Below are 19,541 nucleotides of genomic sequence, written 5' to 3' on the forward strand. Positions count from 1 at the left end.
TAGACCCATGAGCCTGCCGACGACCATCGAAGCGACCGCCTGCTGCGTCCCGCGCGTCACCTCCGCGCTGGCGGTCGAAGATGCCGAGCGCGTCGCGCGGGTGTTCAAGGCGCTCGGTGACCCCACGCGCGTGCGGCTGCTGTCGCTCATCGCGGCCGGGGCCGGAGGAGAGGCCTGCATCTGCGACCTCACCGAGCCGGTCGGTCTCTCGCAGGGCACCGTCTCGCACCACATGAAGCTCCTCGCCGACGCGGGTCTCGTCACGCGCGAGCAGCGCGGCAAGTGGGCGTACTTCGCGCTCAACGCCGACGCGATGGATGCCGCCGCCGACGCGCTTCGGGTGGCGGCGCCGGCGCGGTCGTAGAACCGGCTCGGCGGCCCCCGGTCAGCGGCTGGGGTCGGATCGACCCTGGTCGCTGGAGGGGCCTTCGGCAGCGGGTCGCGCCGGGCTTCTCGCCTCGTCCGGACCTCCTTCGGCACTGCGGGCGGGGAAGAGGATGGGGCTGAGGAGGTGGCGACTCCGTGCGGCGGAGGGTTCGTGCCCCATGTGCGGGACGATCGCGTCGCGGAGGTCGCTGATCAGCTGTTCGCGCTCGTCGGGACTGAGCCAGATCGAGTGCTGGCGATAGCCCACGAGGTCGGCTGTGGGATCGGCGTCCGGGCGATCGAGATAGGCGTTGAACTCCGTCAGCAGCACGGCGGCCGCGGCGGCGAATGCGCGACGATGTTCGGCGATGGAGGTAGACGCCGCCATGGCCGGATCGATGACGGAGGCGGCACGGTTGAGGCGGTATCGACGCTCCACCGCGCCCCGCACCCGCTGCTCGGAGTCGACCTCGAGAACGCCGCCGTCCGTGAGTAGCGCGAGGTGCCGATACAGCGTGGCCTTGGGGACGTCGGCGAGCGCGGCTCGGATCTCGGAGCCGGTGGCGGAACGCCCTCCGGACATGGCATGGATGATACGGAGGCGCACCGGGTGCGTGAGCAGATCGCGCTTGGTCACGTGTCCATGGTCTCATGGTTTAGATTAGTCTCAGAAATGAGACTAAGGAGTCCATGATGGGAACCATTCCGATGGATGACAGGCGCCAGCATCCGCCGCTCGGCGCGCTTCATGAGTACGATGGCCGCCGGCTGATGCTGCACCGATCCGGGGTCGAGGGGCCGGCCGTGGTCTTCCTTCCGGGCGCCGGCCTCATAGGCTACGACTTCCTCAACCTGCATCGGGAGGTCGGGAGAATCACGACGAGTGTGCTCTACGACCGTGGCGGCACGGGCTGGAGCGACCCCGTCGACCTGCCCCGCACTCCGACCGATGTGGCCGAGGAGCTCCGTTCGCTGCTCCACGCGGCCGGTGTCCCCGGGCCGTACATCTTGGTCGGGCACTCCCTGGGTGCCTTCTACGCCCGCCGCTATGCCCAGCTGCATCTGGAGGAGACGGCAGGCCTCGTGCTGCTCGACCCTGGGCATGAAGACATCATGTCGTTCATGCCCCCGCAGGCGGCTGAGCTGAATGACCAGATGACATCCGGTCTCGACGAGCTCCCGGACCTGACGGCCGAGCAGGTGCAGCAAGCCCGTGAACAGTACGCAGAGATCTATTCGTCGTGGCCGGAGGAGGTGCGCGGCCCGCTCATCGAGGAGCATCTCCGATCGTGGCGCACGCAGATCGCCGAGACGAAGAACTTCGAGACGACGGTCTACGACGAGCTGCGCGCCGGCGGGCCTCTCTCGGACATTCCCCTGATCGTCCTCACCGCGGGCGGCGCGAACCCCTATTGGGCGAACTTCATGACTGATGCGCAGATGCGAGAGGCGCTGGACGGGGTGCGTCGCATGCAGGCCTCGATCGCTGAATCGGTGCCGCGGGGTGAGCAACGCGTCCTCGAAGGCGCCTCTCATCAGTACCTGCACATCGAGCGCGAGGATGCCGTGATCCGAGCCATCCGCGACGTCGTTGGACGCTGAGCGCCCGGGCGCTCGGCTCGGTCGCTGAGCGCCCGGGCAGTCGGGGCGGGTATGTCACCGGCGGTGGATATCGAGATCGGTTCGTCCGGGAAGGATGTCGGCGCGCAGCGCCCGCGTGCCCCGGTACTCGCCGTCACGTAGGGCGCGGAACGGCTGAGACGGCACTTCGTCATGGATGCCCGCGAGCCTCGTGGTCAGCCGGTCGCGCTCGGAGGTGACGGCCGCGGCGTCGAGGGCGTCGGCATCGTGGATGACGTGGAGGTCGAGCGATTCGATCCCCGTGTACCAGAGCGTGCCGTGCGTGATCGGGAACATCAGCGAATCGATGTCGCCGCTGACCCCTCGTGAGCCGATGCTCCGCGCATCCTCGCCCGCCGTCACGATGATGAGCGCGCGCTTGCCCTTCAGGCCGCCTTCGCCGTAGCGGAGCGGCAGCCCCGTCTCCGCGTCGACGCCGCCGTAGGCGAAGCGGTTGGTGAACACCCGATCGAACCAGCCTTTGAGGATCGCCGGTGCGCCGTACCACCACAGGGGGAACTGGAACACGAGCAGTTCGGCGGCCTCGAGCTTTCGCTGTTCGAGGCGCACGTCGTCGGGGACGAGTCCGCTCTCGTAGACCTGGCCCATCAGGTCGACGATGTTGCCCTCGCTACCGGCGAGATCGCGCTGAGCGAGCAGGGGGTCGAAGCCCTGGGCATACAGATCCGAGGTCTGCACGTCGTAACGCGGCGTGAGCGCTTCGACCCCCGCCTGGAACAGTTGCCGGTTCAGGGATCCCGACTGCGGATGCGCGTAGATCCAGTGCGTGGTGGGCCGGAGGTCGGCGGTCATGTCTCTCCTCGGAGTGTGGCGTGCCGGTGGCATGCGGGATAGGCTGGATACCTACCAACCGTAACTTACTCATAGTAGGTATGGGGCACAAGGGGTGAGCGTGACGAAGGCGAAAGAGGGTGCGCGACCGCGGCTGTCCAAGGCGGACCGTCGCGCGCAGCTGCTGGGCGTCGCGCGGGAGATGATCCGTGTTGACGGTGCCGATGCGCTGACCCTCGGTGCGCTGGCAGACCGGGCGGGCATCACGAAGCCCGTCGTCTACGAGCACTTCGGCGACCGCTCGGGGCTCTTCGCCGCCTTGTACCGTCAGTTCGACGAACGCCAGGATGCCTCGCTCGAGACTGCGCTGGCGAACGCCGGGCCCGACGTCGAAGGAGTCGTGGACGTCGTCGCCGCGAGCTATATCGCCTGTGCCCGCGCCGAAGGCATCGAGATGGCGGGCGTGGTCGCGGCTCTCCACGGAACGCCGGTGCTCGCCCGGATGCGGCAGGAATCTGTGGTGGCATACGTCGAACGCTGTCGCGCCGCCCTCGCCCGCGTCGTCGGCGCCGAGAACATCGATCCGATCGCGCTGGAGGCGGCATTCGCCTCGGCGGACGTGCTCGCGGGCGCGGTGCTCGCCTCCCGCATCGACGAGGACGACGCGCACGAGACGCTCGTGCGGATCCTCCGCGCCTCGATCAGGAAGTGAGCCGCGGGCGAGGAAGGCCGACGCGCGAACGCGGAGATTCGGCCGCGGACGAAGTCTGCGTCACGTGGGGCGGGCGTCGATCAGTTGCGCGCGTGCGAACTCCACGACCTCGACCGTGAGCCGCAGGCGGTGGTCTGCGAGAGAGTGATCGGTGTCGAAGACGGTCTGGCGAACCCTGCTGTCTGCGTTCGTGAACGCCGTGACAAGCGGGTCGTGATGCAGCGCCGAGGGGGTGACGCCGTCGCGGCTGGTGCCGATCAGGAGGACCTCCCGGTCGGTGAAGTGCGCGGCCAAGGAGCGCAGCGACCAATCCTGGCCGGCCTCGAGCATCTCGCGGGCGAGTGACTCGCCGTCCGTGTTCGCGAGCACGGAGGTTTCGGAGCCGAAGGCATCGACGTAGGTGTCGAGAAGTGCCGGGTCGGTTTCGATGGCGGCAGCGACAGCCCCGAAGTCGAATCCGGAGATCGAGACGGTCGCACGCACCTCCGGCCGTCGAGCCGCTGTGTACAGGGCGAGAAAGCCGCCCAGGCTGTGCCCGGCGACGCCGACTCGGGTGGTGTCCAACTCGGGCATCTGCGGATGGTCGCCGCGGAGCAGAGTGTCGAGGACGGTGTCGGTATCGGCGAGCGTGTTGGCCCACGACCAGTCGCCGGGCATGCCCCAGCATCCGCGGTAGTGGAAGACCAGCGACGCCACCCCGGCTCGGCGCAGGGCGTGGGCGATGTCGAAGTTGCGCTCCCATCCCGGAAAGCCGTGCAGCAGCAGCAGGACGGGGTGGGGACCGGCTCCGGCGGGGAGGTGCAGGACGCCGTGAAGCGTGTGGCCGGCGCTGTCGAGAGTGACATGGCGGGTCGCAGCGGGCGGGATCTCGCCGCTCGGCGGGTCAGCGCTCAGATAGTTCAAGGCCACCTCCACAGATAGAACCGATCAGTATTATCTAACGATGCGAGCATACAGAGATGTCGGCTGCGCGGGAGTGAGGATCCGCGAGTCAGATCGCTCGGTCGAGCAGAATCTCCGCCGCGGCCCGAGCGTCGGCTCCGGCGACGGAGCCCTCGCCGTCGACGACGGTGACGGCGGTGGCTCCTTCGATCAGCAGAAGGAGTTGGCGTGCAAGCCCGTCAGCGCGCGTGGTGTCCGTGACCCCCGCCTCGACGACGCGGGCGCGAAGCAGTTCCCGATAGCTGTCGAGGTGGGAGCGGGCAGTCGCCCGCACCCGGCGTTCGTCGTCACCGCGACTGTCGGTGACAGCGTTGAGAACCGCGCATCCGCGGTACTGCGGCTGCGCGAACCACTCGATGAGGAGGTCGAAGATCGCCAATACGCGGTCGCGTCCTGGCTCGGCCTCCGCTGTCTCCCGGCGCAACCACTCGTGGATCCTCTGGCTCCGGCGGACCGCGACGCGAGAAGCGAGTTCCGCCTTGGAGGGGAAGTAGCGGTAGAGGCTGAGCTTCGATGCGCCTGCCTCGGACGCGATCTCGCTCACCCCGACGGAGTGCATGGCGCGAGCGGCGAAGAGACGGTCCGCGGCATCCAGCAGTCTCGACCGGGTCTCCTCCGGATCGATCCGGGCCCCTTTCGGCACGGGCATGGTGTCTCCTCTCGCCGGGACATCGTGTGATGACCGATCGGTCTCATCTTACGAACGCCCCACCGGTGCGGCGGCTGTGGGCCACTGTCTTCCTCGCCTATCTGGCGTTCGGCGGAACCCTGCAGCTCCTTCCCCTTACGCTGTCGACGCGGTTTCACTCCGACGCGGCGTTCATCGGCCTCGCGGTGGGCATCGCGTTCGCCGCCACCGCCTTGTGTCGACCGATCGCGGGGTGGGCGAGCGACGCGGGCGCAGGCAGGCGCGTCGTCATCCTCGGCGCGGCGCTCACCCTGGCGGGAACGCTCGGCCAGGCGCTGGCCGCCACCGAGTGGCACGTGCTCGTGTCGCGGGTCGTCATGGGGGCGGGGGAGGCCGCGGTCTTCTCCGGGGCGCTTCCCTGGGCGTGGCGCCAGGTTCCCCCGCACAAGAGGGGTGGTGCCTCGGGTCTGTTCGGCCTCTCGATGTGGTCCGGCCTCGCTCTCGGGCCGCTGGTCGCGAGCACCGCCGTCCTCGGCGGCCAGCGCATCGCCTGGCTGACACTGGCCGCCCTCGGTCTCGGGAGCCTGATCGTCGTGGTCACCACCCGATCGTCGGGGCGAGTGCACCTGCCGACGTTCGCGCTCGAGGCGCTGTGGGTGCGGGGGATGGCGGCGCCATCGATCATGTTCGGGCTCGCGGCGTACGGGTACGGCACTCTTTCCGCGGTACTGGTGCTCTACCTCGACAGCGGCCCCGGAGGCAGTTCTCTCGGGTTGCCGGTCTTCGCCGGCGCTTTCCTCCTCGTCCGGGTCGCCGGCAGCCGCATGGTCGACCGGATCGGAGGCCGCACGGTGGCAACGGTCAGTCTGCTCGTCGAGGCGCTCGGATTCGTGGTGATCGTCGCCACGGGCACCACTGCCGGCGTGCTGGGGGGTGTGGCTCTCGTCGGCGCCGGATGCAGCCTCGCATTCCCCGCCGCCGTCGGGATGGCCGTCGCGCGCTCCCCGCAGCATACGGCCGGTGCCACCGTGGCTGGCATGACATCGTTCTGGGACCTCGGCATCCTCGCCGCGGGAGTGAGCGCGGGGATCCTCGCTGAGGCGTTCGACTTCCGAGCGGCGTTCATCGCCGCACTGGCAGCCGCACTCCTCGCGCTGATCGTGGCCGTGTCGATGCCCGCGCGCCGATGAGCTCCTCGGGCGCGCGGAATCCACACATCACCCTTGACATCCCTTCCGCACGGGCATAACGTACAACCAAATGGTTGCACAAAGAGAACTGAGCGAAGCGGAGGTCGACCGTGTCTTCCACGCACTGGCGACGTCGACCCGGCGCGACATCCTGCGTCGGACGATCGAGCGTGAGCAGTCCGTCTCGAACCTCGCCGCCGATTACGAGATGTCGTTCGCCGCGGTGCAGAAGCACGTCGCCGTGCTCGAGGCCGCGAACCTCATCGTCAAGCGCGCCGAGGGACGCGAGCGGCTCGTCCGCGCGAACCCCGAGATGATCGCCCGCGCCAGGGCGCTCCTCGCCCGATACGAAGAGCTGTGGCGGTCGCGCATCGCCCGACTCGACGACCTGCTGGCCGAGACCCCTCGACCCGGCTCATCCGACAACAGCGACACCAAGAAGAACGAGCAAGGAGACTGAAATGCCTGTCACCGACGTCACCACCGATACCGACAACCTCACGATGACCGTGGTCGCCGACTTCGCGGCCCCCATCGAGCGCGTCTGGAGCGCGTACAGCGATCCGCGCCAGCTCGAGCGCTTCTGGGGTCCTCCCGGATGGCCGGCCACCTTCACCGCCTGGGACCACACCGTCGGCGGACGCGCGGTCTACTCGATGAACGGTCCCCGCGGCGAGAAGTCGTCCGGGTCGTGGGAGTTCCTCTCGATCGATGCACCGAACTCCTTCGAGGTCATCGACTCCTTCGTCGACGAGTCCGGCAAGCCTCTGGAGGGCTTCCCCGCGCAGCGGATGTCGTTCTCGTTCGACTCGACACCCGAGGGCACCCGCATGGTCACGACCAGCCACTTCGACTCGGTCGATGCACTCGAACAGGTCGTCGAGATGGGCCAGGTCGAGGGCATCAAGATGGCGATGGCGCAGCTGGATGCCGTGTTGCAGGATCTCCGCGAGTACGCCCAGGGCAAGGGCACCCGGGTCGAGCTGCTCGACGACACCCACGTGCGCATCACTCGCCTGGTCGAAGGGCCGCGCGAGCTCGTCTGGCGCGCGCACTTCGAACCCGAGCTCATCCGCAAGTGGATGCTCGGCCCCGACGGCTGGGAGATGACGGAGTGCGTGGCCGCCACCGAGGTGGGCCAGTCGTACCGGAACTCCTGGGCGCCGGTCGGCGACACCGAGGGCGAGCCGTTCGGTTTCGAGGGGGAGGCGCTCCTGATCGACGCCCCGCGCCGCGCGGTCACCACCGAGCGGATGCAGGGCCTGCCGACCGAGACGCTCAACGACCTGAACCTGTACGAGGAGGACGGCGCGACCATGGTCACGCTGCTGGTCGAGTACCCCGACAAGGAGACGCGCGACATGATCCTCGCCACCGGTATGGCCGACGGTATGGAGGCCTCGTTCGCCCGCCTGGAGCGGGAGCTGCTCGCCGTCTGACCGCGGCGCCGCGTTCACAACTCAGGAAAACCGGCCGATCCGCCCACGGATCGGCCGGTTTTCGAGGTCCGGACGGACAGGCTTCCTGAATCGTTCACCGCACGGGCGACGACACCTGCCACGCGGGGTGGGTCGGGTGCGGACGGGCTCCGGACCGGTCGCGCGACAGACGCTCCCGCAGCGTCTCCCCGTCGCGATAGCTCGATCGGGCGAGGCCGCGTCGCCGCAACTCCGGCACGGCGAGTTCGATGAAGTCGCGCGCCGACTCGAAGCTCACATCCTGGCTCAGATTGAAACCGTCGAGGTGTGCGTAGTCGGCGATCTGCTCGAGCCGCGTGGCGACCTGCACCGGGTCGCCGACGATCGACCAGTCGCCGCCGATGCCCTTCCGCGAGCTCGCCGCCTTCGCCACGAGCTCGCCGACCGTCTGCCCAGGACGCCACTCCCGGATCAGCAGCCGATACCCGTGATCTTCGCGCCGGATGATGTCTTCGACGAGCTCGGTCGGCTCGTAGCGACTCAGGTCGGGGGTACGGGCGGGCTGCGTGAGAGCCTCCCGGGGTGTGCGATATCGGTCGTAGTCCGCTGCCTTCTCGCGCGCGGCCTGCTCGGTTTCCGCGACGACGACATGCGCTCCCGCGAGGAAGGAGATCGTGTCGGGGTCGCGGCCGAACTCCGCCGCCTGCGCCCGGATCGCGTCGACGTTCGCACGGATGTCGTCGAGGGTCGATCCGCCCACGAACACGACCTCCGCGTGCTTCGCGGCGAAGGACAGGCCCCGCAGCGAGCTGCCCGCCTGGAAGAGCACGGGTACGCGCTGGGAGCTGGGTGCGGTCAGGCTCGGGCCGGCCACCTGGAACCGAGAGCCGACATGATCGATGTAGCGCACGGCGTCCGACTCGGCGTAGACGCGCCTGTCACGGTCGGCGGTGATCGCGTCGTCATCCCACGACTGCAGCAGCAGGCGGTACACGACTTCGAGGAACTCATCGGCGATCTCATACCGGGCGTCGTGCTCGATCTGGTCTGCGAGACCGAAGTTCCTCGCCGCGTTCGTGAGGTACGAGGTGACGATGTTCCAGCCGATGCGCCCCTTCGACAGGTGATCGAGTGTGGCGAGCCGTCGTGCGAACGCGAAAGGAGGCTCATAGGTCGTCGAGAACGTCGCGACCAGCCCGAGGTGATCAGTGGCGTCCGCAAGCGCGCCCAGCACGATGAGGGGATCGAGCGCCGGGATCTGGAACCCCTCGCGCACGGCGGTGCCGAGTCCGTCGTCGAACACGTCGTAGGCGCCGAGCACATCGGCGAGGAACAGCTCGTCGAACGTGCCGTACTCGAGCAGGGAGCCGAGCTCTCGCCAGAACCCGATGTCGGCGACACGGTGACGCTGATCCAGCGGATGTGTCCACAGCCCGTGCGACAGGTGCACGGGGGAGGCCATCTCGAACAGGCTCAGGACGAGAGGCCGATCGCGCTCGCTCACGCGGTGCCCTCGCTCTCCGAGACGGCCGCACTCTCGTCCGCGGCACCCTCCACGGGACCCACGGGCGCAGCATCCTGCACCGCATCCGTTCCGCTCTCCCGCGCCTCACGCTCGGCGAACGGATCGGGCAGTGCACCGAAGAGCACCCGGTGCCCGACCGCGCGCTGTCGCGCGGCGATCGGGTTGTGCACGCCGATCGTCCGGGCGTTGCGCCAGTGCCTGTCGAGCGCTCGGCTCTGCGCGACGGACGACGATCCGCCGACGTCGAAGACATCCGTGGTCACCGACAGCACCAGGGGTACCACGGCGATCTGCGCCGAGTACGCGGCGACGTCGGCCGCCTCGAACGGCTCCCTCTCGGAAACGCCGTCCAGCGCAGCGCGGTACGCATCGTCGATCTTCTGTGCGGCGTGCAGCACGGCCGCCTCGGCCGCGAAGGCGGATCCCGCCGCTCTGCCGAGCACCGCCTGCGACAACGGGTCGTCCTGCACCGCCGCCCCGCTGAGCAGCGGCCTCGTGCGCGAGCGCACGTAGTCCGCGGCGTCGTCGACGGCCGCGTGCCCGATACCGGCCACCACGGCGAGGAGGAAGAGCTGGTAGAAGCCGGAGATGTAGCTCCGCTCGCGCGCTCCCGGCGAGTACACCGTGAGGTGTGCGGGATCGACCACGACCTCCGAGAAGGCAGTCGTCCCGGTTCCGGTCAGGCGCTGTCCGAACCCGACCCAGTCGTCGTGGATCGTGACGCCGGGCGCATTCAGTGGAACCGCGATGGTGGCGTGATGGTCCTGGTATCGCGCGGTGACGTTCGCCCAGTCCGAGAAGATCGTGCCCGTGCTGTAGTACTTCTCACCGTTGAGCACGAGGGTGCCGTCATCCTTCTCGGTGATCACGGTGTTGCTCTCGGTCGGCGCCCCGCTCCCCGGTTCGCTCTGTGCATTGCCGACCACCACGCCGGCGACGGCCTGCTCCCCCCAATGCCGGCGGTACTCCGGGTCGTCGTGCGTGAGCCGCACTTCGAGGAAGGCGAAGTGTCCGCGCCAGATATGGGCGACGTTGGAGTCGGCTCTGGCGAGTTCGATGAGCAGACGGAAGAGATCCACCGCGGACGCCCCGTCGCCGCCGAACTCCTCGGGCACGCGCACGGCGCCGAATCCGGCATCCCGCAGCAGCCGGATCTGTTCGAAGGGGAGCGTGCGGTTGATCTCCCGGTCCGTCGCGCCGGAGGCGATCTCGGCGAACAGCGGACGGAACCGCTCGGCGAGGCGCTGATAGGTGCTGATCGGTGCGGTCTGCGTGGGGGCGGTCATATGGTGCTTCCAATCGTGGGGGAGATGGGCTGGGGAGAGCCGTGGATTCGCGGGATCGCCGCGAGAAGCTCCTTGGTGTAGTCGGCCTGTGGCCGGTCGAACACGTTCGACACCGAGTCGTGCTCGACGACCTTGCCGTTCTTCAGCACGAGCACTTCATCGCTGATCGCGTTCACGACGCCGAGATCATGCGAGATGAGCAAGAGGGCGACGTGCGTCTCCTGCTGGATGCGGACGAGGAGATCGAGGATCTGCGCCTGGATCGACACATCGAGCGCCGATACCGGCTCGTCGCCGACGATGATGGTCGGTTCCAGGGCGAGAGCTCGGGCGATCGCGACGCGCTGGCGCTGCCCGCCGGACAGTTGCAGCGGTCGCCGATCGAGCAGCTGTGCGCTCAGCTCGACATGGTCGAGGAGCTCGCGGACGCGCCGTCGACGGCTGGTGCGATCGTGGCGGCCGAGCGCTCCGACCGCCTCGGTCAGGATCCGATCGATCGAGTGCCGCGGATCGAACGAGCTCAGCGGGTCCTGGTACACGGCCTGGATGCGCTGACGGAGAGCGGATCGCTCGCGCCCCTCGACATCCGCCCAGCGGGTGCCGACGACTCGGACCTCTCCGGCATCCGCTCTCTCCTGGCCCAACAGGATGCGGCCCGCCGTGGTCTTGCCCGATCCGGACTCTCCGACGAGCCCCAGCGTGCGACCCGGGTGCAGGGTGAAGGACACATCGTCGAGCGCGCGCAGCTCGGACCCGCCCGGAAGGCGGAACGTGCGGCCGATGTGGTCCACTTGCGCCACGGCGGCGGTGTCCGCGGGGCTGTGCCCGTCTTCTGGTGCGGCACGATCCACGACGGTCGCCGCCCGGCGTGGGCGGTGCGAGGGGATCGAAGCGATGAGCCGGCGGGTGTAAGGGTGTGCAGCCCCGGCGAACACGTCGGCGGTCGCGCCGGTCTCGACGATCCTTCCGTCCTTCATCACGATCACGCGGTCGGCGATCTGCGAGACGACGGCGAGATCGTGGGTGATCAGCAGAAGCGTGCGCCCCTGTTCCTTGAACCGCTCGAGCAGCCGGAGGATCTGCGCCTGCACGGTCACATCCAGCGCGGTCGTCGCTTCGTCGAGGATGAGGAACGGTGGCCGAGCAGCGATGGCACTGGCGATCAGGGCTCGCTGGCGGAGGCCGCCGGAGAGTTCGTGGGGGCGCTGGTGACGTCTCAGCTCCGGCTCGGGCACCCCCACATCTCGGAGCAGCGCGAGCACTTCTTCGCGCCGGTGCTCGGCATCCCACGAGAAGTGTTCGCGCAGCGGCTCTTCGACCTCCCGGCCGATCGTCCGGAGGGGGTCGAGCGAGACGAGCGCGTCCTGGAGGACGAACCCGATCTCACCGCCGCGGATGCCGCGCCACGCGCGCTTCGAGGCCGTCCGGAGATCGTGGTCGCCGAAGCGCAGCGCATCCGCACTCACGTCGCTGTCCGGGCCGGTGAGCCCGACGAGCGTGCGTGCCGTGACGCTCTTGCCGGAGCCGGATTCGCCGACGATCGCGAGGGTCTCGCCGGCGTCGATCGAGAACGAGATCCCGTGGACGACGTCGAGACGATCCGTGTGGCGACCGAATGCGATACGCAGGCCGGCGACGTCGAGGAGGGGGCGGTTCATCGCTTCCCCTCCAGACGTCGCTGCAGCGTTCGGCCGATCGTGGTCGTGGAGACGACCAGAGCGGTGATCGTGAGTCCGGGGAAGATGCCGTACCACCACGCGCGCTCGAGGAAGTTGCGTGAGATCGACAGCATCGATCCCCACTCCGGGGTGGGGGGTGCGACGCCGAGACCGAGGAAGGTGAGCGCCGCTCCGGCGAGGGTCGCCGTGCCGACGCCGATCGTCGCGAGCACGAGCACCGGGCGGATCGCATTGGGCAGCACATGGTGCAGAGCGATCCGTGTGGGGCTGAGACCGATGCCGCGCGCCGCCTCGACATATCCCGCATTGCGGATCGCGAGGGTCTGGCCGCGGACGAGTCGGGCGTAGCTGGGGATTCCCGCGATGCCGATCGCGAGGAGCGTGTTGAGCAGCCCTCCGCCGAAGATCGAGATGATGAGCAGAGCGAGCAGGAGCTCGGGGAATGCGAGCGACACATCGGTCACGCGCATCAGCAGAGCATCCAGGAACCGATTGCCGAGTCCGGCGGCGAGCCCGATCAGGCTTCCGACCCCCAGCGCGATGATCGTCGCGCCGATGCCGAGGAACAGCGCCGGCTGCGCGCCGTAGATGATGCGACTGAGAACATCGCGTCCGGCTTCGTCGGTACCGAGCAGATGAGCGATGCTCGGCGGCGCGAGGACGTTCGAGGTGTCGGTCGACAGCGGATCGAAGGGGGCGAGGGCGGCGGGTGCGATGGCCGCGATCACGACGACCGCGAAGAAGGCGACGGAGATCCAGAAGCCGACCGGGTATCCGCGGAGGGCGCGCCGCCGTCGGGGGCGCTGTTCGTCCACGGGGGTGGTCGGCGTCTGCTCGAGGACGAGACTGGGGCGGGCGAGTTCTGTCACGCTCATGCGTGTGCCTCCGTTCGGATGCGCGGGTCGATGAGCGGGTACAGCAGGTCGACGATGAAGTTGACGCCGACGTAGGCGGCCGCGGCGAGGAGCACGAGTCCGAGCACCAGCGGGACATCGCTGGCGTTCGCGGCCGTCACCAGGACGCGGCCGATTCCCTGCCGGCTGAAGAGGGTCTCCGCGATCACCGCACCCCCGATCAGGCCGCCGACGAGGAAGCCCGAGAGCGTGCTGAGGGGGATCAGCGCGTGACGCAGGGCGTGACGGAGCCGCACGGTCACCTCGCTCACTCCACGTGTGCGCGCGGTGATGATGAACGGCTCGTCGAGCGCGTCCTCCAGTGCCCCACGGAAGACCTGGATGAGAGCGGGAGCGGTGCTCAGACCGATCATCAACGCCGGGAGCACCAGGGTCGCGGGGCCGTCGCTGCCGACGGAGGGCAGCAGGTGCAGGGAGTACGAGAAGATCGTCAGCAGCACGATGCCGATCCAGAATCCCGGTGCCGACAGGAAGAAGATCTCGATGACGGACGAGACGCGGTGCGGGATCGGACGCTTCGCGGTGAGCAGCGCGACGGCGACGGTGAGGGCGATCGTGACGACGGCTGCTGCTCCGGCGAGCTGCAGGGTCGGGCCGAGCTGCTCCCCGATGATGTCGACGACCGGAAGGTCGCGCTGATACGAGGTGCCGAGGTCTCCGGTGATAAGTCGTCCGAGGTAGGTGCCGTACTGCACCCAGAGCGGCTGATCGAAACCGTATTGCTCGCGGATCGCCGCTTCTTGGTCGGCGGTGAGACTGACCTCCGCGCCGCCGACGACGGCGTAGACCCGGTCGCCGGGGAGGACGTAGAGGGCCACGAAGGCCAGGCTGATGGCGCCGAAGAGCACTCCGATGCCGGCGAGGGCGCGCAGCGCCGCATGGCGCAGATACCCCGCCACGTGGTGGGCGGTTCGTGTCGAGGTCATGGGGCTCCGGGGGATGGTCGCCGGCGGAAGTTCGGGGTGGAGGACGCGGGATGCTGCCGATGGATCGTCGTGTGATCCGCCGGCAGCATCCCCTCCGAAAGGGGTGGCGGGTTCCGGTCAGGAACCCGCGCCCTCCTTCCAGGTGTTGTAGAACCAGAGGTTGCCGTAGGCGCGGTCGAATGCCAGACCGTGCACGCTGTCCTGCGAGGAGACGAGCGAGGGGCGGTAGTACAGCGGGATCGAGGGGACGATCTCGGTCAGACGCTCCTGCGCCTGCGCGTACAGATCCGCGATCTCGTCGGCGTCGGTCGATGCCCGTGCCGCGGCGACGAGTTCGTCGAGTTCCGCATCGGCGGTGTTGGTCTGGTTGGTCCCCCGGCGCTCAGGCGTCGTGACCTCGGTCGAGCTGTACTTGATGAACAGCACGTCGGCGGTGTTCGTGGTCCAGATGCCGGCACTGATGTCCTGCTCGCCTGCGGCGACGCGGGCCTGCTGATCCTCGGACGAGAGCAGATCGATCTGCACCTCGACGCCGATGTCCTTGAGCTGGTCCTGCACGATCTCGAGGATCTGGTTGGCCTGCGTCACGTCGCCCGTCGTGGGGAAGTAGAGCGACAGGCGCTCGCCGTCCTTCGTGCGGAACCCCTCGGAGTCGACCTCGGACCAGCCGGCGTCGTCGAGGAGCTCGTTGGCCTGATCGACGTCGTAGGTGAACGTGGCGGTGCTGTTCTCGGCGTAGTTCGGCGTCGACGGGACGAGGAAGCCATCCGCCACCGTCCACTGCCCGAACGAGACCGCGTCGATGATCGCCTTGCGGTCGAGGCCGGCGAAGATCGCCTGCCGCACCGCCTGGTCGTCGAGAGGAGCATTCTTCTCGTTGAGCCACAGCGAATACGGGTGGCCGGGCCGGTCGAACTTGGTGAACTCGAGGCTGTCATTGCTCTGCACCGACTCCACGCTCTGCGGCGGAGTCCAGTCGATGACATCGAAGTCACCGGCCACCAGGCCGTTGTAGCGCACGCTGTCTTCGGCGACGAAGCTGATCTCGATGCCGTCGAGGTAGGCGGCTCCCGTCCTTCCGGCATCCGACTCCGGCGCCCACGCGTAGTCGTCGTTGCGCTCGAGCGTGAGGGACTCGTCCGCCCGCCAGTCGACGACCTCGAACGGCCCCGTGCCGATCGGGTGATCGACGATCGTCTCGGGCGCCTCGGTGAGCTGCTTCCCCGAGATGATGCTCAGGTATGCCTGCGACAGCACGTTGATGAGTGCGGAGTACGGTTCGGAGAGCGTGATCTCCAGGGTCAGGTCGTCGATGGCCTTCGAGCTCTCGTACGGCCCGAGGTACGACGCCTGCAGCGGCGCCGCCGTGGCGGGATCGAAGATGTGCTCGATGTTCTGCTGCACGACCTCGGCGGTGAGCGGCGAGTCGTCCTGGAACGTGATGTCGGGTCGCAGGTGGATCGTGTACACGCGGCCGTCGTCGGAGAGGTCGTACGACTCGGCCAGCAGACCCTCGAAGGTCCCGTCCTCCTTCTGCCAGAACAGTGTGTCGAAGATCGCACGGAAGATGAGCGGGTCGTTCGAGTTCCCCTGCTGGTGCGGGTCGAGGTTGGTCGGCGCCCAGGCGTTGAGAGCCACCTTGAGCGTTCCTCCCGCTTCGGGCTCGTCGCCGCTGGTGGGGCCGGGGGAGCCGCCGGTGCTCGTCGAGCATGCGGCGAGCGTGATGGTGAGCACGGTCGCTGCGATCGCTCCGAGCAACCGATTCCGGGATGCCGTCATGGCCTCTCCTTGCTGTGTGGGGGTCTTGGTGGTGAAACGCTATGTGAGGTGCGAGAACCGGCCGACGGGGGAGTCGAGGGGTTACCGGTGGTTACGCCCGGTTACCCGCGTCGTCGTTCTGTGTCGCAGCGACGGAGGGGTCCGGACAGCTCGGCGGGATCGAGAATCCCCCGCGCCGGGATAAAGTGGCGACACGATGAGGATCACGCGCCGCACTCTGCTCCTCGGCGCCGGAGCCGGCGTCGCTTCGGTGCTTCTCGCCTCCTGCACCCCCGAACCCGCGCCCACACCGACGCCCACTCGCACCCGCGAGCCCGAGCCGCCGCCCGGCGTTCCCGCGCCGGCCGGCAGCGTCCGCAGCACCTGGACCACCGACCCGTTCGCCCTGGGCGCCGCCAGCTTCACCCCCGTCGGGGTCGTCGCCGGCACCCGTACCGCACTGGGTCTGCCCATCGACGACCGCGTGTTCTTCGCGGGTGAGGCGACCGACGAGGAAGCTCCCGGCACGGTGCGCGGCGCGATCGCCTCGGGTGTGCGCGCCGTGGAGGAGCTCATGATCCCGTCGAGCTCGGGCGAGCGGGTGGCCGTCGTCGGCGCCGGACTCGCGGGCGCGACCGCGGCGGCACTGCTCGCCGAACGCGGGGTGCAGGTGACCGTGTTCGAGGCGCGCGATCGTGTCGGCGGACGCGTCCACTCGCAGGTCGACGACTCGTGGCCGGTGCCGGTGCAGCTCGGGGCCTGGCTCTTCGGCGAAGACGACTCCGAGGTCCTCGATCAGCTGACCAGCGGCGATGTCGGCATCGACGAGCTGACCGGCGAGCTCTGGCGCACACCGGATGCCGACATCGACCCGGTCGACCCGCAGCCGTTCGACGCGGCGATGGCCACGGCGCAGGCGGCCCCCGAGGACTCCTCGGTCGCCGACGCCCTGACCGCGGCGGGCGTCGATCCCGCCGACCCCGCGACCGCCGCTCTGCTCGCGATCCTCGCCACCCGCACCGGAGCCGATGCCGACGCGCTCTCCAGCTGGCTGGCCCCGCCGCTGCCGACCGGCGACCCGAAGGCCGCGCGCGACGATCTCACCCCGTTCGTGGAGCATGCCCTCGACGGCGTGCAGGTGGGGCTGAGTTCCCCGGTCGCGCGCATCGCGTACGACGACTCCGGCGTCAGCATCCGCCTCGGCACCGGCGAGGCCCTGTCGTTCGACCGGGTCGTGGTGACCGTGCCGCTGGGTGTGCTCCAGAAGCGCAGCATCGAGTTCGAGCCGGCGCTTCCGTTCTCGCAGCGCGGTGCGATCGCCGCTCTCGGCATGGGTGCGATCGAGACGGTCTGGCTGCGGTGGGACGAGCCGTTCTGGCAGAACGAGGAATCGGTCTGGCACGCCGTGGGAGCCGATGTGCTGATCCCGACGTGGATCAACCTGCAGCCGACCACCGGCGAGAACGTGCTCGTGGGGCTCATCGGAGGAACCGCCGCCGCGGACTTCGCAGCGCTCGACGAGAAGGCGGCGCTCGAAGCAGCCCTGGCCTCGCTCACGCTCTGGATCTGACCGCCGCTCCCAGACCGCGACTAGCTTCGCGCGGTCGCCGTCTCCCGCTCGGATTCCTCCGGCACACGCTCGCCGTCGGCCGCCGGTGACCCGTCCGGCGCACCCTCATCGTCATCGGCATCCGTCCGCAGGCGTCTGGGCAGCGGCATCCGGCTGATGAGCACGAGCAGGGTGGAGACGATGGCGAAGCTGCCGAGTGCGATCGCCGACGAGGCGAGGAACTCCAGCGGCCCGCTCACCTGCCGCGGGTCGAGGAAGTAGTAGGGGTACCAGCCGATCATCGGCCCGCGGATCATCGTCGCGATCCCCCACAGCACCGGATAGGCGAGTGTCACCGGGACCACTCGCCACGGCACCGAGCGGTGGCCGGGCGCCAGTGCCCACGCGGCCACGGTCAGCGCCGGCAGCCAGAAGTGCAGCACCTGATCCGACCACGGAACATCGATGCGGATGCCGCGGATGCCGGCCTGCCAGACGAGGATCGCGAAGACCAGTCCGGCCGTGATCGTCCAGGTGAGCACGAGCGCCAGCGCCACCGTGAGCCATCGCGGATCCCGCGCGGTGCGCAGGGCGATCACTCCCGCGATCGAGAGCAGCACGACGAACGCGATGTTGGACTGGTTGGTGAGATAGGCGAAGAAGTTCTGGCTCGCGATCGTGTGCGATGCGAGCCCCCAGCTCAGCCGGTGGATCAGCGCCGCGAGGCAGACGGCGGCAGCGCCGAGGCGGAGCAGGCCGAAGACGGTACGCGCCTTCACCGCTGCGTCACCCGCCGTTTCCTCATCCGCCGAGTCTACGGATCGGACCTCGGCGCATCCGGCGCACCGCAGAGGGCGCCCGTCCCGACAGGTGTGGATCCGTGCTGGGGATTCTGCGTCGGCGTATCAGCGCCGGGGTTCGCGGGTCGACCACAGCGCGAGTGCGACGAGCGCGGGCTGGAAGAACAGCCGGACGAAACGCTTCATGTCCGTGTCGAGGCCGAAGCCGTCACGGTGGTGCATCCACTGCGCCACGTTGCCGGGGAACACGGCGACGAAGAACAGTGCGGCGATCGTGCCGACCGTGCGCCGACGGCGTCGCGCCAGCAGCAGTGCAGAGCCGAGCGCGACCTCGGCCACGCCGGAGGCGAGCACGGTCGTATCGGGGTCGAGCGGGAGCGACTCGGGGACCTGGGCCTGGAATTCCTCACGAGCCACGGTGAGGTGGGAGACGCCCGCGAAGACGAGGGAGGCGCCGAGGAAGATGCGGCCGATGGTGCGGGCAGGAGTCGACATGGTGCGAGCTTACGCCTCAGCCACCCGGCTCAGATCAGGCGGCGGAGCGCTTCTTCGAGCGAGACGCCCTGGGCCTCGGCGCGGTCGCGCAGGCGGGCGTGCTCGTCCGACGAGAGCGGGATCCGCAGCTCGATCGGGTCATCGGCGGGGGCGTCCAGGCCGTCGAGCAGATCGGATGCCTCGGCCCAGAGCGGCTCTGCGAGCGACGCCGCTGCGGCGAGAGAGGGGGCGGATGCCGCCGCCGCCGTCGTCGCCGCCGTCGAGCGGACGCGGTCGTCGGTCGCGACCGCGCCACCGTCGCGTGCGGACGCGGAACCTGACTCTTCTGCCGACGATGTTGCCGCCGGCGATGTTGCCGCCGGCGATGTTGCGGCCGACGCCGGTGCCGAGGCCGCGACGGAGGCCGATCCGGCGACGGCGGCACCGCCATCCGTCCCCATCGTGAAGCCCGGTCCTCGCCGCGGTTCCTGCTTCGCCTGGTAGGCCTTGGCGGCAGCGTTCGCGCGTTCGTCGGCCGCCTCGTTGAGCGGGTGTCCGGCGTGACCCTTGACCCACGAGAACTCGACGTCACGGCCGCGGATCGCCTCGTCGATGCCCTCGAGCAGGTCGCGGTTGAGCACCGGCCCGCCGTCGGACTTGCGCCAGCCCTTGCGCTTCCAGCCCGGCATCCACTTGGTCACGGAGTCGATCACGTAGCGGCTGTCGCACTCGATCAGCAGCTTCTCGTCGGTGCCGGCCGTGGCGAGCAGCAGCTCGAGCACCGCGCGCAGCTCTCCCTGGTTGTTGGTGCCGTGCGGGGAGCCGCCGGCTGCCCAGTTCGCGTCGTCGATGTACCAGGCCCAGCCGTTGGGGCCGGGGTTCCCCAGGGCGGAGCCGTCTGCGGCGGCGGTGATCGTCATCCCTCAACCGTAGCCGCGCGGCGCTTCGTCGATTCGCACTCA

Annotated in this window: 20 protein-coding genes; 7 read left to right on the plus strand and 13 right to left on the minus strand. The window is 69.1% G+C overall.

All coding sequences use genetic code 11. The features are described from left to right. Positions 1-7: 7 nt before the first annotated feature. Entirely contained in the window at positions 8-364 is a 357-nt protein-coding gene (locus DW298_RS11705) for a metalloregulator ArsR/SmtB family transcription factor (RefSeq protein WP_136042651.1), read from the plus strand. A 21-nt stretch (positions 365-385) separates the two neighbouring features. Here DW298_RS11705 and DW298_RS11710 read toward each other — a convergent pair whose 3' ends face one another. Next, the gene (locus tag DW298_RS11710) at positions 386-1,003 is read right to left on the minus strand and encodes a helix-turn-helix domain-containing protein (RefSeq protein WP_136042652.1); all 618 of its coding nucleotides are present in this window, start codon (positions 1,001-1,003) and stop codon (positions 386-388) included. A 53-nt stretch (positions 1,004-1,056) separates the two neighbouring features. Here DW298_RS11710 and DW298_RS11715 point away from each other — a divergent pair, with 53 nt between their 5' ends. Further along, positions 1,057-1,968 carry an alpha/beta hydrolase gene (locus DW298_RS11715; RefSeq protein WP_205820360.1) on the plus strand — a complete coding sequence of 304 codons (912 nt, stop codon included), beginning with the start codon at positions 1,057-1,059 and terminating at the stop codon, positions 1,966-1,968. Between the two features lie 54 nt (positions 1,969-2,022). Here DW298_RS11715 and DW298_RS11720 read toward each other — a convergent pair whose 3' ends face one another. Continuing rightward, positions 2,023-2,799: an NAD(P)H-dependent oxidoreductase gene (locus DW298_RS11720; protein WP_136042653.1), complete on the minus strand. Its 777-nt coding sequence runs from the start codon at positions 2,797-2,799 to the stop codon at positions 2,023-2,025. Positions 2,800-2,899: 100 nt separating this feature from the next. On the opposite strand from DW298_RS11720, the gene DW298_RS11725 reads away from it, so the two are divergent. After that, on the plus strand, positions 2,900-3,490 hold the full coding sequence (locus DW298_RS11725) for a TetR/AcrR family transcriptional regulator (protein WP_136042654.1): 591 nt from the start codon (positions 2,900-2,902) through the stop codon (positions 3,488-3,490). A gap of 60 nt (positions 3,491-3,550) precedes the next feature. Here the strand turns inward: DW298_RS11725 and DW298_RS11730 are convergent, their stop codons facing one another. Together DW298_RS11730 and DW298_RS11735 are read right to left on the minus strand one after the other, a co-directional pair. Continuing rightward, complete coding sequence (locus DW298_RS11730; RefSeq protein ID WP_136042655.1) at positions 3,551-4,393, minus strand: alpha/beta fold hydrolase; 843 nt, start codon at positions 4,391-4,393, stop codon at positions 3,551-3,553. 88 nt (positions 4,394-4,481) lie between these two features. Continuing rightward, on the minus strand, positions 4,482-5,081 hold the full coding sequence (locus tag DW298_RS11735) for a TetR/AcrR family transcriptional regulator (RefSeq protein ID WP_136042656.1): 600 nt from the start codon (positions 5,079-5,081) through the stop codon (positions 4,482-4,484). 29 nt (positions 5,082-5,110) lie between these two features. Between DW298_RS11735 and DW298_RS11740 the strand changes: the two genes are divergently transcribed. The 3 genes from DW298_RS11740 (at position 5,111) to DW298_RS11750 (ending at position 7,689) form a co-directional block, all read left to right on the plus strand. Beyond that, complete coding sequence (locus DW298_RS11740; protein ID WP_168429538.1) at positions 5,111-6,250, plus strand: MFS transporter; 1,140 nt, start codon at positions 5,111-5,113, stop codon at positions 6,248-6,250. A gap of 70 nt (positions 6,251-6,320) precedes the next feature. After that, positions 6,321-6,710, plus strand: coding sequence for a metalloregulator ArsR/SmtB family transcription factor (locus DW298_RS11745; RefSeq protein ID WP_136042658.1), 390 nt, complete (start codon positions 6,321-6,323; stop codon positions 6,708-6,710). A gap of 1 nt (position 6,711) precedes the next feature. Then, entirely contained in the window at positions 6,712-7,689 is a 978-nt protein-coding gene (locus DW298_RS11750; RefSeq protein WP_136042659.1) for an SRPBCC family protein, read from the plus strand. Positions 7,690-7,783: 94 nt separating this feature from the next. On the opposite strand, the gene DW298_RS11755 is transcribed toward DW298_RS11750, so the two are convergent. The 6 genes from DW298_RS11755 to DW298_RS11780 form a co-directional block, all read right to left on the minus strand. Continuing rightward, the gene (locus DW298_RS11755) at positions 7,784-9,172 is read right to left on the minus strand and encodes an NtaA/DmoA family FMN-dependent monooxygenase (protein ID WP_240745113.1); all 1,389 of its coding nucleotides are present in this window, start codon (positions 9,170-9,172) and stop codon (positions 7,784-7,786) included. Beyond that, positions 9,169-10,479, minus strand: coding sequence for an acyl-CoA dehydrogenase family protein (locus tag DW298_RS11760; RefSeq protein WP_136042660.1), 1,311 nt, complete (start codon positions 10,477-10,479; stop codon positions 9,169-9,171). Before DW298_RS11760 ends, DW298_RS11755 begins: the two co-directional genes overlap by 4 nt. Then, positions 10,476-12,137 (minus strand): ABC transporter ATP-binding protein, encoded by a 1,662-nt coding sequence (locus DW298_RS11765; protein ID WP_136042661.1) that lies wholly within the window; start codon positions 12,135-12,137, stop codon positions 10,476-10,478. The genes DW298_RS11760 and DW298_RS11765 overlap by 4 nt, the downstream gene beginning before the upstream one ends. Further along, a complete protein-coding gene (locus DW298_RS11770) occupies positions 12,134-13,033 on the minus strand; it encodes an ABC transporter permease (RefSeq protein WP_136042662.1) in 900 nt (299 codons plus the stop codon). The genes DW298_RS11765 and DW298_RS11770 overlap by 4 nt, the downstream gene beginning before the upstream one ends. Continuing rightward, on the minus strand, positions 13,030-13,998 hold the full coding sequence (locus tag DW298_RS11775; RefSeq protein ID WP_136042663.1) for an ABC transporter permease: 969 nt from the start codon (positions 13,996-13,998) through the stop codon (positions 13,030-13,032). Before DW298_RS11775 ends, DW298_RS11770 begins: the two co-directional genes overlap by 4 nt. Before the next feature lie 117 nt (positions 13,999-14,115). Next, the gene (locus DW298_RS11780) at positions 14,116-15,777 is read right to left on the minus strand and encodes an ABC transporter substrate-binding protein (RefSeq protein WP_136042664.1); all 1,662 of its coding nucleotides are present in this window, start codon (positions 15,775-15,777) and stop codon (positions 14,116-14,118) included. Positions 15,778-15,973: 196 nt separating this feature from the next. Here DW298_RS11780 and DW298_RS11785 point away from each other — a divergent pair, with 196 nt between their 5' ends. Next, complete coding sequence (locus tag DW298_RS11785; RefSeq protein ID WP_136042665.1) at positions 15,974-17,326, plus strand: FAD-dependent oxidoreductase; 1,353 nt, start codon at positions 15,974-15,976, stop codon at positions 17,324-17,326. A 20-nt stretch (positions 17,327-17,346) separates the two neighbouring features. Here the strand turns inward: DW298_RS11785 and DW298_RS11790 are convergent, their stop codons facing one another. From DW298_RS11790 to DW298_RS11800, 3 genes are all read right to left on the minus strand, one after another. Then, positions 17,347-18,084 (minus strand): Pr6Pr family membrane protein, encoded by a 738-nt coding sequence (locus DW298_RS11790; protein WP_240745114.1) that lies wholly within the window; start codon positions 18,082-18,084, stop codon positions 17,347-17,349. A gap of 126 nt (positions 18,085-18,210) precedes the next feature. Continuing rightward, positions 18,211-18,600 (minus strand): DoxX family membrane protein, encoded by a 390-nt coding sequence (locus DW298_RS11795; RefSeq protein ID WP_136042666.1) that lies wholly within the window; start codon positions 18,598-18,600, stop codon positions 18,211-18,213. A 29-nt stretch (positions 18,601-18,629) separates the two neighbouring features. Continuing rightward, positions 18,630-19,499 (minus strand): ribonuclease H, encoded by an 870-nt coding sequence (locus DW298_RS11800; protein WP_136042667.1) that lies wholly within the window; start codon positions 19,497-19,499, stop codon positions 18,630-18,632. Between the last annotated feature and the right edge of the window lie 42 nt (positions 19,500-19,541).

It is taken from the genome of Microbacterium sp. A20 (assembly GCF_004794515.1).
Taxonomy (GTDB): Bacteria; Actinomycetota; Actinomycetes; order Actinomycetales; family Microbacteriaceae; genus Microbacterium.

What these genes read in the sequence shown, in the direction of transcription:
- DW298_RS11800 (WP_136042667.1), bottom strand. Translation starts at nt 19,499, where the DNA reads ATGACGATCACCGCCGCCGCAGACGGCTCCGCCCTGGGGAACCCCGGC.
- DW298_RS11775 (WP_136042663.1), bottom strand. Translation starts at nt 13,998, where the DNA reads ATGACCTCGACACGAACCGCCCACCACGTGGCGGGGTATCTGCGCCAT.
- DW298_RS11780 (WP_136042664.1), bottom strand. Translation starts at nt 15,777, where the DNA reads ATGACGGCATCCCGGAATCGGTTGCTCGGAGCGATCGCAGCGACCGTG.
- DW298_RS11765 (WP_136042661.1), bottom strand. Translation starts at nt 12,137, where the DNA reads ATGAACCGCCCCCTCCTCGACGTCGCCGGCCTGCGTATCGCATTCGGT.
- DW298_RS11750 (WP_136042659.1), top strand. Translation starts at nt 6,712, where the DNA reads ATGCCTGTCACCGACGTCACCACCGATACCGACAACCTCACGATGACC.
- DW298_RS11795 (WP_136042666.1), bottom strand. Translation starts at nt 18,600, where the DNA reads ATGTCGACTCCTGCCCGCACCATCGGCCGCATCTTCCTCGGCGCCTCC.
- DW298_RS11760 (WP_136042660.1), bottom strand. Translation starts at nt 10,479, where the DNA reads ATGACCGCCCCCACGCAGACCGCACCGATCAGCACCTATCAGCGCCTC.
- DW298_RS11735 (WP_136042656.1), bottom strand. Translation starts at nt 5,081, where the DNA reads ATGCCCGTGCCGAAAGGGGCCCGGATCGATCCGGAGGAGACCCGGTCG.
- DW298_RS11785 (WP_136042665.1), top strand. Translation starts at nt 15,974, where the DNA reads ATGAGGATCACGCGCCGCACTCTGCTCCTCGGCGCCGGAGCCGGCGTC.
- DW298_RS11770 (WP_136042662.1), bottom strand. Translation starts at nt 13,033, where the DNA reads ATGAGCGTGACAGAACTCGCCCGCCCCAGTCTCGTCCTCGAGCAGACG.
- DW298_RS11720 (WP_136042653.1), bottom strand. Translation starts at nt 2,799, where the DNA reads ATGACCGCCGACCTCCGGCCCACCACGCACTGGATCTACGCGCATCCG.
- DW298_RS11715 (WP_205820360.1), top strand. Translation starts at nt 1,057, where the DNA reads ATGATGGGAACCATTCCGATGGATGACAGGCGCCAGCATCCGCCGCTC.
- DW298_RS11740 (WP_168429538.1), top strand. Translation starts at nt 5,111, where the DNA reads ATGACCGATCGGTCTCATCTTACGAACGCCCCACCGGTGCGGCGGCTG.
- DW298_RS11705 (WP_136042651.1), top strand. Translation starts at nt 8, where the DNA reads ATGAGCCTGCCGACGACCATCGAAGCGACCGCCTGCTGCGTCCCGCGC.
- DW298_RS11745 (WP_136042658.1), top strand. Translation starts at nt 6,321, where the DNA reads ATGGTTGCACAAAGAGAACTGAGCGAAGCGGAGGTCGACCGTGTCTTC.